This window comes from Pontibacillus yanchengensis, assembly GCF_009856295.1.
In the GTDB taxonomy this organism is placed as follows: Bacteria; Bacillota; Bacilli; order Bacillales; family BH030062; genus Pontibacillus; species Pontibacillus yanchengensis_A.
In genome coordinates this window covers 797,582-814,010 of sequence record NZ_WMEU01000001.1, presented here as the reverse complement: position 1 = coordinate 814,010, position 16,429 = coordinate 797,582, and the positions used below count along the sequence as shown (strand labels likewise).

The following is a 16,429-nucleotide window of genomic DNA, read 5'->3' as shown; positions in this document are numbered from 1 at the left end:
ATTACTTTATATCAAAAAGACTGTGCTCTATGGGAGCTTACGCATTGCTTCAGTTCCTACATCAAGAGTGTCAGAGGAGGAAATTATGATTTATCAATTAAAGATAAAACTAGAAGGTGAAGAAACTTCAGTATGGAGGAGGGTGGAAATTCCTTCAAATTTCACATTCCAGAATCTCCATAATGTAATCCAATCTTGCTTTAATTGGCTGGATAGCCATATCCACATGTTTACTATACTTCAGAATAATGAAGTACCAGTGAAAATAGGTATGAGCCCAGGAGAGGATCTGTTTACAGTTGATTATTTTGAGGCAAATGAAAGAATAGATGCATGGTTAACATCACCGGGTGAAACATGTACGTATCAATATGACTTCGGTGATGACTGGGTACACACAATTGAATTAGAAGAGACATTAGAATTACAACCAAACATGATTTATCCCCGTTGTACCAGAGTGAAAGGGACGGCCCCTGAAGAAGATGGTAGATTGACATGGGAAGGTTCTGAGTCTATTAAGGATGAGAAAGCATATGTTGATGCTATAAATAGTAAGTTACTTGCAACATTTCATGAAAAAGAAAAGTCTCAAGAGGATATAAATGAAGAGTTATATGAGAATATCGTAGAGTTAAAACAGCGTAAGCCTTGGAAGAAAATAAGTGATCATCAGGTGATTGCTATAGAAAACCCTTCTGAATGGCAAGAAGATTTTGGCCAATTCAGTTTTTGTTCTATTTTAGGAAAAAGTGGACAAGAATTTGGCGTTGCTATTTATTTTGGAGCACAAGGTTTGCGAGAGATGGACAAAATTTTGAAAGGTCAATTTGAAGAAGAAGATACGTATGAGATGCAAAACTTGTTAGTAACATTTGTGGACAAAGAAGAACTAACCAAAAGAGATTATGAGGAAATTAAAGAACAGCAGTTAACTTTCAGAGGTGAAAACCAGTGGCCACAACTTCGAAGCTTTTTACCAACTTATCATCCGTGGTATGTGGATGAAAAAGAAAAGAAACATGTTAATTACATTTTATCTGTGTTACTTGAGTTATTACGTTCAGATATTGATGAGAAAGAAATTGCAACGAAGCCACCAGAGTATTTTGCAATCTTAGAAGCTACAGGTGGGTTTGAAGTATCTACCCTTATCGCGCATGTTGAAGATGTAAAGTATGACCACACACTATATTTAGCACAAGAAGAAATAGAACCATTAAAATTTCAAAAACGTCTAGATGAGCCGATGCGTTTAGATCAATTTTTCTTACCAGACCCTGTTCAGGAGGAAAATGGTGTGCGTCCATATTATGTTGAAGTTACGGTCTTTTTTGCACCAGAACAGCAACAAATGCTTGACGCTCAAGTGCACCCAGCTTTACCACCTTCTCATATTCAGCAATTTATAAAAGATCAATTTATGAGCTTAGGTGTTCCAAATGAAGTACAAGTCGCCAATAAAGCTTTATATGAAATGATAAAACCGTTACTCGAGGCATTAGGTATATCTCATTCCTATTTGAGTGAAGACGAAACGATGAATGTAATTAAATCAGAAATGAAAAATCAACATTATTCCTAGAATGGACAAGGCACGGTTAATCTGAGGTGGTTAACCGTGCCTATTTCATATGTTTAGTACAAATCACATTTTATAACTACCTTTCTTCAGCACCTTCCCCGACATGATCTATTATATAATCAATACGTTTTTATATCTATTTAAGAAAGCATACTCATCTGTCGTGCTTATTGGTAAGTTTATTTCCTGGTGCAAACCATCCAAATAATGCAATTGCTACCAAAACTCCGTAGAATGTTAATGTCCAACTTGTGCTATGTGGGAAGTGGTGATCCAATAAACCAATATCCTTATGAGCAAGTGTGATAACTGCTAATTTAACTCCGACCCAAGCTACAATGGCATAAGCGGTTGTTTCTAATGCTGGGCGTTTTTCGAGCAATTTCACGAACCAAGTAGCAGCGTATTTTATTAAAATAAGCCCTGCAATGCCTCCGAGTACAACGATGATAAATTTTCCGCCATCCATTCCCCCAAAATCATCAATAGGAGAATCTGGAAGACCGAGTGCAAGGGCGACAGCAGCGAGAATAGAATCAATTGCAAAAGCAAGGTCCGCTAGAGCTATCTTACCTACTGTTGGCCAAAAGCCTTTACCAGCAGCTTCTTTTTCTATGTCATTCTCCATGTTTTCATTTTCATTTCCAAACTGAGCCTTTATAACATGTTTTAACCCTAAATAAAGGAGATAAGCTGCTCCAATGGCTTGTATTTGCCACACGTTAGCAATAAACGAAATAGCAAAAAGGGCAATGAACCTGAATGCAAAGGCCATAAAAATCCCATATTTAATTGCCTTTTCCTTTTCTTCTTTTGGTAAATGTTTGGCTATAACAGCAAGGACAAGCGCATTATCAGCTGATAATAATCCCTCAAGACCTATGAGTATTAATAAAGTCCAACCGTATTCCAACCAGATTGATTCCATGAAGGATGCTCCTTTCTTAAGGTAGTATTAATCAAGTTCATGATAGTAGAGGGGGACTTGCAGATAATGCGTATTAAAGTGCAACAGACTTTTTATGAAATAGAGTTGATTAGCAAAGCTTCTAGAGTGCGATAGTTACTTAATATTACCTTTCCAAATTCCGAATAATTAATTCTTTATAATAAAGTAAAGAAGGTCATTTGGGAATTTAATGCTCAATTTGAAAAGATTATTCATATTTATATTAAAAGCTTTCACGAGTGCTTAAATGGTATAATGAACTCACAATAAATAGTGATTGAGTGGACTTAATTGCTATGAAAGTCTTTATTAGTTGAAAGGATGAAAAATACAATGATCGAACACATAGTAATATTTAAATTTAACGAAAAAACATCAGAGCATGAAAAAAAGGAAGCAATTAATCAATTGAAATCGCTTAAACAGAAGATTCCTGGAATAGTGGATATCCAAGCCGGATTGAACTTTTCAGATAGAAGTCAAGGATTTGATGTAGGCTTAACCGTACGCTTTGAAGATAAACAATCCCTTGAAGAGTATGGACCACACGAAAAACATCAAGAAGTAGTCTCATACCTAAAAGAAATAGGACTATCAGATATCATTGTGGTGGATTTTGAATTATAAGTATAGATTGAAAATGTGGAGATCGATAAGTTGATTTTCAGTTTTTTTCGTTAATCGATTTAAAAGATTGATTAAGTTACATGGAAGAAATAGAGTGGTTATATGAAAAAATGTATTTTCTTGTTATTTACTATTCCATTCCTATTAACAAGCTGTAGCGGAAGTACTGATCTTCAAGATTTTAATCATGACGATTTAAAAAAGCGAATAGAAGACCAGTATTTTTATGTTAAACTTCCAACAAAGCTTCCATTTGAGGTGAGGGAAGCAGAATTTAGTAAACCTCCTATAGAAAAGGAATCTATTAAAACACTAATAATTGATTTTCTTGGAGAACATAATGAACATATAGGTCTACAAATAACAAATAGTGGTAATGTATCCTCTGTTTCAGAGAAAGATTATAAAGAAGTTAAAATAGGTAATGTTCAAGGAAAGTATTATACCAATAATGCTGGTACGAAGTTATTGAAGTGGACTCAAAATGATGTCCACTATACTCTCAAGTATTTTGCTAAGCAATCAGAAACAAAGGTTACACAAAAAGATTTAATGGAAGTTTCTAAATCGTTCAAGTAAACATAATCACTTCAACAATAGAATTAGTTATTACCAAATTTAACTATTGCAAAACAACCACCTATAGCTTTATAATATTACGTTGTAGTATGGATAAAGGTGGTTTTAAGAGGTGTTCGTTTTTTATTAGCAAGTAAGAAAGTATAAGTTTTGACTCTTATATGTATAGGTCCAGCGCCCAGCAAGTAGTATGCTTCCCTCGTCTCCGTACGATAAGTTAACATCGAATCACGTATGTTTTTGTGTTTCCTTTATCTCCTACGAAAACAGGGGAAGTTCGATTAAAACCGCTACTTCATGTAGCAACATCGAACCAACCTACATCGTATAGGCCGCAGCATATACGTTGCTCTTAGGTCACTTGCGCCTTTCTTTTAAAAAACGCCCTGGTGATCAATATTACCATCAACAGCTCAGTTGCCTAATTTTATATCCTGCAAATATAAATAGATAGGTGGAATCAACAATGGAAGAGAAAAACAATTATCAAGTATTGCTTTATTATAAATATGTAACGATGGAAGATCCTGAGCAATTTGCACAAGATCATCTAGAGTTTTGCAATAGCTTGGGGTTAAAGGGAAGAATCCTTGTAGCATCAGAAGGGATTAACGGTACAGTATCAGGACCGAAAGAACAAACAAAGAAGTATATGGAAGCGATGAACAATGACCCTCGTTTTGCCGATATGCCATTTAAGATTGATGAAGCAAGTGGTCACGCATTTAAGAAAATGCACGTTCGTCCACGCCCTGAACTGGTAACGTTGCGTCTTGAGGATGATATAAATCCTCATGATCTTACAGGGGAGTACCTTGAACCGAAAGAATTTTATCAAAAAATGCACGATGAAAATACGATTATCCTTGATGCCCGAAATGATTATGAGTATGACCTCGGTCATTTTCGTGGTGCTATTCGTCCAGACATTAATTCATTCCGTGAACTACCAGAATGGGTTCGCGAGAATAAAGAAATGTTAGAAGGTAAACAAATTCTAACGTATTGTACAGGCGGAATTCGTTGTGAAAAGTTCTCTGGCTGGTTGAAGCAAGAAGGCTTTGAGAACGTGGGACAGCTTCACGGAGGAATTGCCACTTATAGCAAGGACCCAGAAGTACAAGGTCAGCTATGGGATGGTCAAATGTATGTGTTTGATGAACGTATTAGTGTTCCAGTTAACCAGACAGAACATGTTGTCGTAGGAGTTGATCACTTTGACGGTGAACCATGTGAACGATATGTAAACTGTTCTAATCCTGACTGTAATAAGCAAATTCTATGCTCGGAAGAAAATGAGCACAAATATATGAGAGGCTGTACACCTGAATGTAGAGTCCATGAACGTAACCGTTATGTAGAAGAGCATAATATGAATCAAGATGAAATTAATGAACTTCTTCATGCGCTAGGAGAAGGCGAAAGCCAAGCTTCATAATAAGTGAATAGAATTTAGTTGTCTCCATGGAATACCATTCCTTGGAGACTTTTTTACATTTTAATAGTAAAAGGGTGCGAAACTAACTCTTTGGGCTTGAAAAAACAACTAAAAAAAAGGACAATAACATAGAGTACGTACTGTAAGAAAGGGAGTGGCTTTCTTGAACATAGAAATTATAAAGTGTCACGGATCGAATAATGACTTTGTACTTATAGATGAACTGTTCCATACGTATCATTTTAGTGAGGTTGATCGAGTATCGATTGCAACTATGCTATGTGATCGAGACGGATTAATTGGAGCTGATGGAATTTTATTCACGATGCCTAGTGACCATGCAGATGCTCGTATGAGAATGTTTAATCCAGATGGTTCTGAGGCTGAAATGTGTGGAAATGGACTTCGTTGTGTCGGGCGTTATGTATGTGAGCAATTAGACAGAAACGAAATAATGGTGGAAACGAAAGAAGCAGATTTATCCGTTGTTAAAAAAGGGGAAATCTATGATGATGTCCCTGCTTACGAGGTATCTATTGAGCCAGTCCGTTTAGATCCACAATTGTTTATGAAAACAGAGAAAAAGCTACATGTGGAGTTGCCGATTGAAAATTTATCAGAGGACCTAACATTTACAGCTGTATCTGTTCCCAATCCCCATTTAATTACAATGGTACCTGAAATCCATGATGAGAATCTTTCTTCTATCGGAAAGCAAGCTAATGAAGATAAGAATTTATTGCCGTCTGGTGTAAATGTTAGTTTCATTCAACCATTGGGAGATCAAAAGATTTTTGTGCGCACCTATGAGCGAGGTGTCGGATTGACCAATGCTTGTGGAACAGCCATGTCTGCTTCTTCATTAACAACTGTGTTGTTAGAAATTAATCAACTTAGTGAAGAAATTTATGTCTACAACCGTGGTGGCTTTGTGATTTGCGTGGTGGAAAAACAAGGTGATGAATATTTCATTAAGTTAAGAGGTAACGCAACGTATGAATATAGAACATCACTCAATGTGGAATTTGAACATTATACGTTTGAAGAACAATCCAATCGTGAAGGATTTGAGCAAGAGAAACAAGCTTATGCTAAATTACAAGAACATGCGAAAGAAGAAATTAACCTAGCTGCTCATGAGTAAGTCTTTGAAATCTTTAAATATGTTCGATGTTGTTTATAGCCTATTAAAAATCCGAACTATAATTCGAAATCTTCTTTTGAGGATTCGAAATAGTTCGGATTTTTTCTTTATAAATTTCTGTTTTCTTAATATCATTCGGCTTTAGAACTGGTTATTATAGTTTTGTCCCAGCCTTTAATAAAAAACTTGTTCGAATTCTAAGGTAAGCTATGTACGAGATGATTCCTATTAAGAATTTTCCTATACTCATTATTTTACTTGTTGTAGTTAAATCATAGTCATACTTCCTCTATAGGGAAACCACCATAAAGTATATGGTAAAGGTTTTCCTTTTTAAATGTATAAAAAGATAAGAAAGTTGCAAAAATAAGAAAATATTTTCTCTGTGAATAAGACATTCACAGAAGTGGGGGAAAGGTGTATGTCTGACTTTTTAAACTACCCATTAGAATATTTCATTATGCTATCTGTCATTATAGGTAGTTTATTTGGAGCTTTCTTTATATTGCGGATAAATTGGAAGCGTTATGGACTACTATATCTTTTAAGTGGCTTAATGGGAAATATTATTTGTCTTATCTTTATTTTCCTGAATTTTTATAAATTTCCTGTCGTCCCTTTTCATCTTGGTATAAAAATGCCTATTTCTGCTATTCTAACTGCCTTTCCATACTATGTTTTATTAGGTGTTCGATTTAGTCCTAGAAGTTGGGCATGGAAGATCCCCTTTTACATGGGGATGGTTAATCTTGGTATATTAGTGGAAAAATTATTGGAAGAGTACACAGAAATTATAGAATACACGAATTATTGGGATACATTCGATTCATACGCTGTTTGGTGGATTTATCTTTTAATATTTGAATATTTAGGTCAACGAATTGTTCCGAATGAATATCGCAAACCGATACGCGTGAAGTCATTATGGTATGGTCGATGGGCATGGTTTGTTTTGCATTTTATTTTTTTGGTGACAATTTTTCTCGCAGGAGTGTACGTGGGTTGGCTATTATAATGTAATAAAGTCCATAAAGTAGCGAGTTTAGCTAGATGAGAATGAAATCTCATCTGGCTATTTAATAGGACAGAGTCTAATCAACATCCATTTACATTATCAATACCCACCTAGAGTGCACAGTACTACAATACCCATATCTCGATCACAAAAACAGCAGAGGCGAGGAGGAGTAGCAGCAAGAATATGGGGCATTTTTCCAACCGCGAAGTATGTATATTTTTTACATATAAAAAAGGAACTTAAATAGTTAGCTATATGGAAAACATCAACATAAATTAATCAGGTTTTTTCCGTCCTTATTTAAACTAGAATAGGTTGAATAAATAACAACTTATTTACTTCTAATTTATAGGGGGAGCCTTCTATATAAGATGCTTAAGCAAAGCGGAAAAGGGGTAAGATGAATGAATCGAATCGGTGGATATGTAACATCAGTCATGTTTGGATTGGGTTTAGGTGTTTGGTTAGGTGTTATGATATTTTATCCTGAGGGATTTCAATCCAATACTGGTAAAAGCGATGCCCTAAAAGAAGCAGAAAAAAGGATTCAATTATTACAAAAAGAGGTAAATGAATTGAAAGAAGGAGCTTCCTCTAATAATTTAGATATTCCAGAAGAAAAAGCTTTCTTTCAAGAATCTACCATTTCGAGAAATAGCATAACAATGGAGCAATTGAAAAGTAAACTTGGGGAGCCATTATCTATAGAAAAGTATAATTCTATCAAAGGGCTTCAGTATGATTTACAATACGAAAAGGCATCGTTTACATTTGAAAAATCTGAAAAGAAAACATGGTTGAAGTCGTTTTCAATTACTTCCCCTTTGATCATAACGCAACATGGAATAACAGTTGGGGATTCTAGAGAGAATGTATTGAAAGTATACGGAAGTCAATATCGGCTAGAAAAAGATGCGATGATTTACGGAGGTAAATCCAATACTATTTTATTCATCTTGCAGGATGACCAAATCAAAAGAATTCAAATTAGATATGATTATGAGTAACTGCCCGAAAGATTCAATTAGCAGATGATAGGAAGGAAACATGTATATGAGTCATGCATTTAAGGTTATGATGTCCGTTCTTCTCTTGTGTATCGTATTTCTCGGAGGATATATTGTTGGCGATAAGCAAACGAACACTGTTACAAGAAAAGTAATGGTTGGGTATGACAAAGAAGGAGTTCAGCGGCAGATAGATTTTGATAAAGTAATCACAGATAAACAAAGCCAGAAAACAGTCGATCAACTGATGCAACTATTGATGTATAGTAGCCAAATGAAGAATGTAACTATTAATAGGAAAGAACCTGATGTTTATCTGATGATCAATAGTTCTGAGCGAGGGATAAGCTTAGTTCGGTCAGAACTCTGGTTTAATGAACGTGAAACAATTATCAAAATGGAAGAAGGCGACTACCGCATCCTTAACCCAAGCCAAACGGAAAAACTGAAGAAATTAATTGACTATAGCAGTAGATAGTGGAATGTAGGAAAGGTGAATCGACTGCTCAACAAATAAGGCTAGTTACTTATGATGATTTTTGCTAGGTAGTGTTGAGGAAAGAATATAACTGACTAGGAAAAACACCCCCATCACAATGGAGATGTTAAAGAGTATTTCATAACCAGAACCTATCATCGGGTCATAGTTGTTGTAAGGACTTAATAAAAGGCACACGAAAATATCTAACATCAATAACGTGAAAAAGATCCTGTTATAGATTGCTTTTACTCTCGTGGTTTTGTTTTTGACCACAGTATAGACCATGTAGGATGCAAGCAAAAACAAGAATAGAAGTGTGAAATAAGTGCTGATAGGATGACCTCCATTTCTTGAAATCGAAATTATTTATGAAAATGTTACACAAAAAGCATATCATAAGTGAAAAAATGTTTTAATAGATTGATTGTAAAAATATGTATAGTCAGGAGCTTTATTATATGGTTAAATTTGGTGTTATAGGAACAAATTGGATTACGGATCGTTTTCTTGAATCTGTTAAGGACTTAGAAGATTTTGAGCTAACAGCAGTGTTTTCGCGTACAGAGCAAAAAGCAAATGAATTTGCTCGAAAGTATAATATAGCAAAGACGTTTACAGACTATGAAGATATGGCAAAGAGTGACGCCATTGATGCTGTATATATTGCGAGTCCTAATTATGTACATAGTGAACAAGCTATAGGATTTATGAATCATAAGAAGCACGTGCTATGTGAAAAACCCCTTGCTTCAAATATAAAACAAACCCAAGCGATGATTGATGCAGCGACTAAGAATGGTGTTGTTTTAATGGAGGCTATGAGAACTACCCTTGTCCCGAATTTTAGGCGAATACAAAATCATTTACATAAACTAGGTAAAGTTCGTCGTTATGTTGCTAGCTACAGCAAGTATTCTTCCCGATACGATGCCTATAAAGCTGGAACAGTACTGAATGCATTTAATCCTAGCTATTCCAATGGCTCCCTAATGGATTTAGGCGTGTACTGCATCTATCCGATGGTGGTCTTGTTTGGAGAACCACAGAGCATAAAGGCTTCTGGCATTATGCTAGAATCAGGTGCTGATGGTTCAGGTAGCATCCTAGCTCAATACAATGAAATGGATGCGGTGATTATGTATTCTAAAATGAATGATTCTTATCTACCTTCAGAAATTCAAGGAGAAGAAGCAAGTATGGTCATTCACGATAATATTTCAACTCCGCATCATGTTGAAATTAAGTACAGAGATGGATCAGTGGAAACGATAAGCGAACCTCATGAGCAACAGGACATGTATTATGAAGGACAAGAGTTTATTCGTTTAGTTCAAGAAGGAAAGAATATGTCCACTATTAATACTTTCCAAAACTCTCTTACGACAGCAGTCATTATGGAAACGGCTAGAAAACAAATAGGCTTGATTTACCCAGCTGACCAATCATGACACTTCTCCGCATATTCCCTTTGTTATACGAAATACTAATAACGACTAGGAGGGATAGGCATGTCAAATGAAGATGTAGTGAAAACGTTAAATAAATTTCTACAAGGTCAATACATGGGTATCCATGCTTATGAACACTACATAGGCAAGTTGAAGGATCACTATGTTAAAAAAGAATTCCAAGGAATTCAACAAGATCATAAAGAACATGCTCAGCGGGTGGCTGAACGCATTCAAAACTTAGGTGGAAAACCAGTGGATAATGAAGGTATGCTAGGTTCTATTCAAGGGTATATCGGTAAATTTAGCATACCAGAAGATACAAAGGGTATTATCGAAAGTGCATTAAAAGGTGAGAGCTATTATGGTGTTGAAATTTCCGAGGAAATAGTAAAAGGAGATTTGGACAAAGAGAGTCACCGAATTGTGAAGGGGATACTGGACAAGGATCGACAACACGTCGATATGTTGAACCAAATGAGCCATTAACTCGTATAGATTAGCATCTCGTTTCCCATACTACACATACATTTAACATAGGGAAGGAAGGGATATACGAATGGAGCCAAAAAAGCGCAAATCAGACTCTTTAGAAGATGAGAAAGTAGCTCCCACTATGAACGAGGAAGATTCATATGGAGAGGATGCAACCGAAGAAGAAGTAGAACATGGCAATTCAACCAAAGTAACTCGGCTTGTTAATGACGAGATTGAACCCAGTTAAAAAGTTTATATCATGATAATAGAAGTCCTTATAGGGCTTCTTTTTATGGTCATTATATGTTGTGATAAAATTACAGGAAGTGGTATCAGACGTGAACTTATTAACTTAAGAATTGGAGAATGGATGAGGAGTAAAAATTATATCAAATCGAGCTAAGCATTGGTACTGATTCTAAACTTGATTCTAGTTTATCTTTTTATCAAAATCCCAAAAAATAACCGAAAGAGGATTTAAAATTCAATGATAAAACTTATTCTAATATTAAAAGTGGAGATAATGGAGACGTTATCAATTTCCGACATAAAGATCTTGAATGGGCTGATGTTCAAGCTAAACTTAAACTGAATGCAAATACCGAAAAACTTTGGTGACTGCAGGAAATGGAGAGAACTGGTGGAGAACCGGGTGTTGTTGGTTCTGATAAACAGAAGGGTGAATACCTCTTTTTTGATTGTTCAGCGGAAAGTCCTAAAGGTCGAAGAAGTGTTTGTTACGATCGTGAAGCTCTAGAGTTTAGAAATAAACATAAACCCGAAAATAGTGCTATTGATATGGCAACTTCTATGGATATCGAACTTTTGACTGAAGAGCAATATCGTGCATTGCAAAAACTTGAAAATTTTGATAAAAAACTAAGGGTTTGAATAAAAAAGCTAAGCTCGACTTTTTTTGCTGAGCTTAGCTGAGAAATCCATTTAATAATATGGAGAAATCATCAAGTAAACAATAACCCCTGTAATACTTACATATAACCAAACGGGCATCGTCCACTTTGCAATTCTACGATGTTTATCTACTTTCATTGCTAGTCCTCTGAATAGAGTTAACAAAGCTAATGGAACAATTGCGGCTGCTAGGATTATGTGTGATATTAAGATGAAATAGTAGATATATTGTAATATCCCTTCCCCTCCATATGACGTGGAAGAGGACATAGAATGATAGGTTAAATAGGATACCAGAAATAATGCGGTTGTTGTAAAGGCCGCAAAAATAAATCGCTTATGCCATGTGACATTTTTCCGTATAATCATATATAATGCAGCTAGTAAAAATACAAATGTAAATGAATTCAAAATTGCATTTAACAATGGTAATAGTTTGATATTGAACCCTGTACTGCTATCTATATTAGGGATAAATAGTAGAGCTATGACGAGAAGATTGATAGCAATAGATAGCCCAACTACCCACGGTACATAGTTAAAATCTTTCTTAAGTTCCAACGACATTCAACCTCTCTTAATAAAGTGATTCTTATCAAGTATATCGAAAAAAATAGGAGAATTCATTATATAAGTGGTTGAAAAAGTGACAGGTTTGTGAGCCAATGGTGCAGTTAGATTATTAAGTATTAAACTGTACATTCCTCATGCAAATTAAAAATGTCGTAAGTAATGTCCCTTTGTGTTGATCTAACACGCGGATATTTCCGTGCGCAAATTTCGTTGTTCGTTTTGCCAAAAGCCATTAGTGAATTGTCATGGTCACAATTCAGAAGGATGTTGGAATACAAAAGGGATATTAACGCAAGTATCAACCTTCGTAATGAAGCATTGCGATTAACCGTAGGCGCTACGGGGATAGCCTAATCCATAATTAGCCGATAGGTTGATGTTCTTAGGAATCCCCCACTTCAACGAAAGCGGTTTTCTTTCGTAAGTGATGGTAGTGTTCAAAAAGTCAATTACCATATAGAAAGAAAGCAGTTCAATGAAGTTGGTACAACATGTTTATTTGTATTCCAATACGGAACTACTTATTTCATGGGGAAGTTGGTTATCATTATTTATGCACCATGACGATGCAAATGTTGTGTGAGTGCTAACACACTATAATAAGCTAGTCGTTGATCTTGGTAGTTAGGGTTTGTGTAGACTGCTCCAATCAAACAAAAGTTTTCGGTAGTATGAGCTAAAGCACTCGAAATGAGGTGTTGTCCATCTTTCACAATAAAAACAAGACCTTTTTCTATTAAAGATGGGAGTAGCTCTTCCATTTCTAATTGAATGTTTTTTCCATCGTAAAAGGTAAGTAAGGAATCTATATCATATTTAGTTGCTTGTACAACATTTTGTGGGATATCATCTGGGAGCTTTCCAATTGGTAGCTTGCCGTAACAATAAGAGTGTTCTTTTCTGTTAGGTAATGGTAAGACTTTCGTTAAAATGCTCTTTTTACCATATAGGAATGTAGATGGTAAAGAGGATAGTTTTTCTTTGAATACATTAGGGTCAATACCTTCTTTCATAGTTAAACCCATGTTAAAGGGCTGAAATATAAAGCCGGAAGAAGAGGCATGCAATAGATAAGAGCAAACCAGTAAGGAGAGATGTATTATGAAGATTAATAAACTGTATGTTGTTGTTTTGAATCTAATAATTGTCGTAGCACTTACCGCGTGCTCTACACAAAATCTTTCCTCGGATGACATAAAAACAGCAAATCCTACTGCTGAATCCTTTTTATCTGAAAAACCAGAAGCAGATATTTTTGTGAAAGGGAACATCGTATATAAAAATGCTGAACAAATAGACTGGATACAGGATACGTCTTTTACATTAGGAGAGAAAGTAATGACTATTAAGGAAGTTTCTAATGAAGGTAATAACTTCAAACATGGTACAGCTTCAAAACTTTCAGTTGGAACGGAGATTTTTGAGTTAGAAAAGAAGAATGGTCATTTATTAATCGCATTAGTAAATGAAGAAAAAATTCCTTACATTGGATTAATAGAAGGGTGAACATATTCAACCAAATCGAGTAGATGCTGTAACTAAATATCTCAAAGCCAAATGAATACTATGGTATTGGAGAAAAAAGTCAGAAAACCACTTTTTATATCGAAAAATAACCTTGTAAATTGTCTAACTTCTATCGTATTAAATTGAATGAATCCCCTCGTATAATGGAGAAAAGGGAGGGGATTGAGTGGGTATTATAGTTCCTATTCTGTCTATTGTCGTCTTCATATCCGTTATTGTTTTTGTGAAGTACCCTGAGTATCTTAAACGTAAAGGCAAACCAAGAAAGCAAAAGTGGGAAGGAGAAACAGAAGAAAGGTTACAGAAACGAAAAGAGGAAGCTGAACGTAAGTCAGAGCTCCAAAAAAGCATGGGTCGAGGAGGAGGACCAGGAACATGGTAAATCCAAACAAAAAGCAGGTGCATCACCTGCTTTTTTGTTGTCTAGCGTACTATAAAAATGTTGGCTTGTGTCTAACTTTATAGTATAGAAACGACGTCTACTCCAACTCCCAGCGACTAGTACACTACCGCTAAACGTGAGCCCTGAGCTTTTGTTTTTTAAGATTTTCTGTTGATTTAAAAAAGGATTTCAAGGACCTTGGAAAGAAGTGTGAATGTAGGTGGTAATCAATTATTAAGAAAGGAGTGGATGTTTTGAGTAGTGGAAAATTAACGATTTCAAAACCAGAGATTGTGGAATTAGATGAAGTAAAGCTAGCAGGTAAATCTTGTAGTACAACCATGGAACAGAAGGATGTTAAAATTCCTAATATGGTAGAGGAATTTCATGTAGGAGATATCCAAAACATAAACAATCGAATCAATGCACCTTCTTCCTATGGGATGTATATTGATCCCCCTAATTGGGATCCAGAAAAAGACGAGTTTACTTGGTTTGCTGCTGTAGAAGTTAGTAGTTTCGATGAACTACCAGTGGGATTAGAAGGTAAGGTGATTCCTGCAGGTAGATACGCTAGTCTACGATACAACCCTGTTGAACATAAGGAAGTTGAACCTTATTCTTATTTGTATCGTTGGATTAAAGAATCAGAATATGAACAAGTGGGAGACTTCGGCTTTGAATATTACGAGCCTTTTGTTGGAGAGAACACAGAGTATACATTGTACTTTCCAATCAAATAAAGACATATAAAATAACACCCTCACCCTGATTTAAGTAGCTCAGTTGTGGAGTACAAAATACTAATTGTACCCTTAATTGAGCTGCTTTTCATTTTATCTAAAAAGGCGAGAAAACGCCCTCTTCAAGCGTTGAAGGGCATAGCTCAACGTTAAGGGGGGATCAATCGCCTTCGGATAAGGGATGGCTCTAGCCATCTCCATTATCGAACTTATCCATAAAACAATTGGTTGCGCTCGATTCGTCTATAATTATTTTGTGGGCAAACAAAAAGACAAAGATGCTTATTGGTATATCGTAAGCGACATTATCCAGAATGGTTAACTCATTCAAAACAACTAGAAAGGGGGGAGTTCTTTTTTCCATAAAAATCATCCATTAAAGCGGTTCGTGAGTTAAAAAAGCACTATCAAACTACCAAAACTGGGGAATGTTCGTTTTGCCAAAAGCCGGGGTATTGAAGGACGAATCATGAGTGTCACGATTAGAAGAAACCCATCGGGTAAATACTTCGTTTCCGTTCTAGCTGAAACAGAAATGCAACCTTACAACAAAACAAGTTCTTTTATTGGAATAGATGTTGGGTTGAAAGACTTGCCACCCTTTCAGATGGAACGATATACGCAAATCCAAAATGCTTCCATACATTAGAGTAAACGTAGCAAAAGCTCAACGTATCCTTTCAAGAGGACAACTTGATTCTTCTAATTGGCAAAAAAAAGATAAAAGTGGCTCGACTTCACGAAAAGATGGCAAACGTAAGAAAAGATATGTCGGATAAAATCTCTACCGATATCGTCAAAAACCACGACATGATTGGTATTGAAGATTTGGCTGTCCAAACATGTTGAAACATCACAACCTTGCAAAAGCCATTAGTGAAGTATCATGGTCGCAATTCAGAAGGATGTTGGAATACAAAGCGAATTGGTATGGGAAACAAGTTGTGACCGTAGCGAAAAATTTTCCTTATACATATTATTTGTAATCCGGTCTGTTGTTTTATTATTCAAAATTCAGACACTAAATAAATGCATAGTATAAAACGTAAAAAGGAGCATTAAATTGAAAAACAATTCAATGCTCTTTTTTTTTGCATCTTTAATATTAACTCTTATACTGTAGTCTACATTAATACAACAAGGCTATCTATTTACTATCGGATCTGATCTTTGTCAAACTGTTGTTGTTTGGTTTGGTTATGCAAACTGTCATCTTTTACGTAGCTTTTTCGTTTGGCACGCATATCTGATATGAATCCAATGACAAGGAACAAAATCAATACACCTACCACCCACATCCAAAACTCCATGCAGCACCTCCTATGATTGTTACTACATACCTATTAAGAAAACTGGATTATATACAAATATTATTTTTTGATTACAATAACAACCTTGTATGTAAGCAATACATACTTTCAAATGAAAGGTCCATGTTGGTGAACAAAGAAAAGTTTTATAACTAATCAATGCGATTTAGTGAAATACAAAATATGGATGAAAACGTATTGACTTTATTGTCAGAATGTTCTAAAATTA

Annotated in this window: 19 protein-coding genes and 3 pseudogenes; 18 read left to right on the top strand and 4 right to left on the bottom strand. The window is 35.5% G+C overall.

All coding sequences use genetic code 11. From position 1 onward, the window contains the following. Positions 1-85: 85 nt before the first annotated feature. The gene (locus tag GLW08_RS03945) at positions 86-1,585 is read left to right on the top strand and encodes a plasmid pRiA4b ORF-3 family protein (RefSeq protein WP_160847258.1); all 1,500 of its coding nucleotides are present in this window, start codon (positions 86-88) and stop codon (positions 1,583-1,585) included. A 154-nt stretch (positions 1,586-1,739) separates the two neighbouring features. On the opposite strand, the gene GLW08_RS03940 is transcribed toward GLW08_RS03945, so the two are convergent. Continuing rightward, positions 1,740-2,513 (bottom strand): TerC family protein, encoded by a 774-nt coding sequence (locus GLW08_RS03940; protein WP_160847257.1) that lies wholly within the window; start codon positions 2,511-2,513, stop codon positions 1,740-1,742. A 354-nt stretch (positions 2,514-2,867) separates the two neighbouring features. On the opposite strand from GLW08_RS03940, the gene GLW08_RS03935 reads away from it, so the two are divergent. The 11 genes and pseudogenes from GLW08_RS03935 to GLW08_RS03890 all read left to right on the top strand — a co-directional run. Then, complete coding sequence (locus GLW08_RS03935) at positions 2,868-3,161, top strand: Dabb family protein (protein WP_160847256.1); 294 nt, start codon at positions 2,868-2,870, stop codon at positions 3,159-3,161. Positions 3,162-3,263: 102 nt separating this feature from the next. Further along, on the top strand, positions 3,264-3,740 hold the full coding sequence (locus tag GLW08_RS03930) for a DUF4367 domain-containing protein (protein WP_160847255.1): 477 nt from the start codon (positions 3,264-3,266) through the stop codon (positions 3,738-3,740). A gap of 466 nt (positions 3,741-4,206) precedes the next feature. Next, complete coding sequence (locus tag GLW08_RS03925) at positions 4,207-5,178, top strand: rhodanese-related sulfurtransferase (protein ID WP_160847254.1); 972 nt, start codon at positions 4,207-4,209, stop codon at positions 5,176-5,178. A gap of 163 nt (positions 5,179-5,341) precedes the next feature. Next, positions 5,342-6,322, top strand: coding sequence for a diaminopimelate epimerase (dapF, locus tag GLW08_RS03920; RefSeq protein ID WP_160847253.1), 981 nt, complete (start codon positions 5,342-5,344; stop codon positions 6,320-6,322). A gap of 421 nt (positions 6,323-6,743) precedes the next feature. Beyond that, positions 6,744-7,337 (top strand): CBO0543 family protein, encoded by a 594-nt coding sequence (locus tag GLW08_RS03915; RefSeq protein ID WP_237458290.1) that lies wholly within the window; start codon positions 6,744-6,746, stop codon positions 7,335-7,337. A 407-nt stretch (positions 7,338-7,744) separates the two neighbouring features. Beyond that, positions 7,745-8,347, top strand: a complete 603-nt coding sequence (locus GLW08_RS03910; RefSeq protein WP_160847252.1) for a hypothetical protein — start codon at positions 7,745-7,747, stop codon at positions 8,345-8,347. Between the two features lie 46 nt (positions 8,348-8,393). Continuing rightward, positions 8,394-8,825 (top strand): hypothetical protein, encoded by a 432-nt coding sequence (locus tag GLW08_RS03905; RefSeq protein ID WP_160847251.1) that lies wholly within the window; start codon positions 8,394-8,396, stop codon positions 8,823-8,825. A gap of 461 nt (positions 8,826-9,286) precedes the next feature. Continuing rightward, complete coding sequence (locus GLW08_RS03900; RefSeq protein WP_160847250.1) at positions 9,287-10,276, top strand: Gfo/Idh/MocA family protein; 990 nt, start codon at positions 9,287-9,289, stop codon at positions 10,274-10,276. Between the two features lie 60 nt (positions 10,277-10,336). Continuing rightward, a complete protein-coding gene (locus GLW08_RS03895; RefSeq protein WP_160847249.1) occupies positions 10,337-10,765 on the top strand; it encodes a ferritin-like domain-containing protein in 429 nt (142 codons plus the stop codon). Between the two features lie 70 nt (positions 10,766-10,835). Beyond that, on the top strand, positions 10,836-11,000 hold the full coding sequence (locus GLW08_RS21570) for a hypothetical protein (RefSeq protein WP_202406380.1): 165 nt from the start codon (positions 10,836-10,838) through the stop codon (positions 10,998-11,000). Between the two features lie 296 nt (positions 11,001-11,296). Beyond that, a pseudogene (locus tag GLW08_RS03890) lies at positions 11,297-11,632 on the top strand (DUF4256 domain-containing protein); the annotation flags it as partial. A 63-nt stretch (positions 11,633-11,695) separates the two neighbouring features. Here the strand turns inward: GLW08_RS03890 and GLW08_RS03885 are convergent. After that, complete coding sequence (locus GLW08_RS03885) at positions 11,696-12,232, bottom strand: DUF420 domain-containing protein (RefSeq protein WP_160847248.1); 537 nt, start codon at positions 12,230-12,232, stop codon at positions 11,696-11,698. Between the two features lie 225 nt (positions 12,233-12,457). Between GLW08_RS03885 and GLW08_RS22365 the strand changes: the two are divergent. Further along, positions 12,458-12,592 (top strand): annotated as a pseudogene (locus tag GLW08_RS22365) (IS200/IS605 family element RNA-guided endonuclease TnpB); the annotation flags it as partial. A gap of 197 nt (positions 12,593-12,789) precedes the next feature. Here GLW08_RS22365 and GLW08_RS03880 read toward each other — a convergent pair. Next, positions 12,790-13,251 (bottom strand): hypothetical protein, encoded by a 462-nt coding sequence (locus GLW08_RS03880; RefSeq protein ID WP_160847247.1) that lies wholly within the window; start codon positions 13,249-13,251, stop codon positions 12,790-12,792. 88 nt (positions 13,252-13,339) lie between these two features. On the opposite strand from GLW08_RS03880, the gene GLW08_RS03875 reads away from it, so the two are divergent. From GLW08_RS03875 to GLW08_RS03860, 5 genes and pseudogenes are all read left to right on the top strand, one after another. Then, on the top strand, positions 13,340-13,744 hold the full coding sequence (locus tag GLW08_RS03875; RefSeq protein WP_160847246.1) for a hypothetical protein: 405 nt from the start codon (positions 13,340-13,342) through the stop codon (positions 13,742-13,744). Between the two features lie 187 nt (positions 13,745-13,931). Continuing rightward, a complete protein-coding gene (locus GLW08_RS03870; protein WP_160847245.1) occupies positions 13,932-14,147 on the top strand; it encodes a hypothetical protein in 216 nt (71 codons plus the stop codon). Positions 14,148-14,401: 254 nt separating this feature from the next. Then, complete coding sequence (locus GLW08_RS03865) at positions 14,402-14,890, top strand: GyrI-like domain-containing protein (protein ID WP_160847244.1); 489 nt, start codon at positions 14,402-14,404, stop codon at positions 14,888-14,890. A 181-nt stretch (positions 14,891-15,071) separates the two neighbouring features. Beyond that, positions 15,072-15,212, top strand: coding sequence for a helix-turn-helix domain-containing protein (locus tag GLW08_RS22360; protein WP_237458634.1), 141 nt, complete (start codon positions 15,072-15,074; stop codon positions 15,210-15,212). An 84-nt stretch (positions 15,213-15,296) separates the two neighbouring features. Beyond that, positions 15,297-15,876, top strand: a pseudogene (locus GLW08_RS03860) (RNA-guided endonuclease TnpB family protein); the annotation flags it as partial. Between the two features lie 168 nt (positions 15,877-16,044). On the opposite strand, the gene GLW08_RS03855 reads toward GLW08_RS03860, so the two are convergent. After that, complete coding sequence (locus GLW08_RS03855; protein WP_160847243.1) at positions 16,045-16,200, bottom strand: hypothetical protein; 156 nt, start codon at positions 16,198-16,200, stop codon at positions 16,045-16,047. Positions 16,201-16,429: the final 229 nt, after the last annotated feature.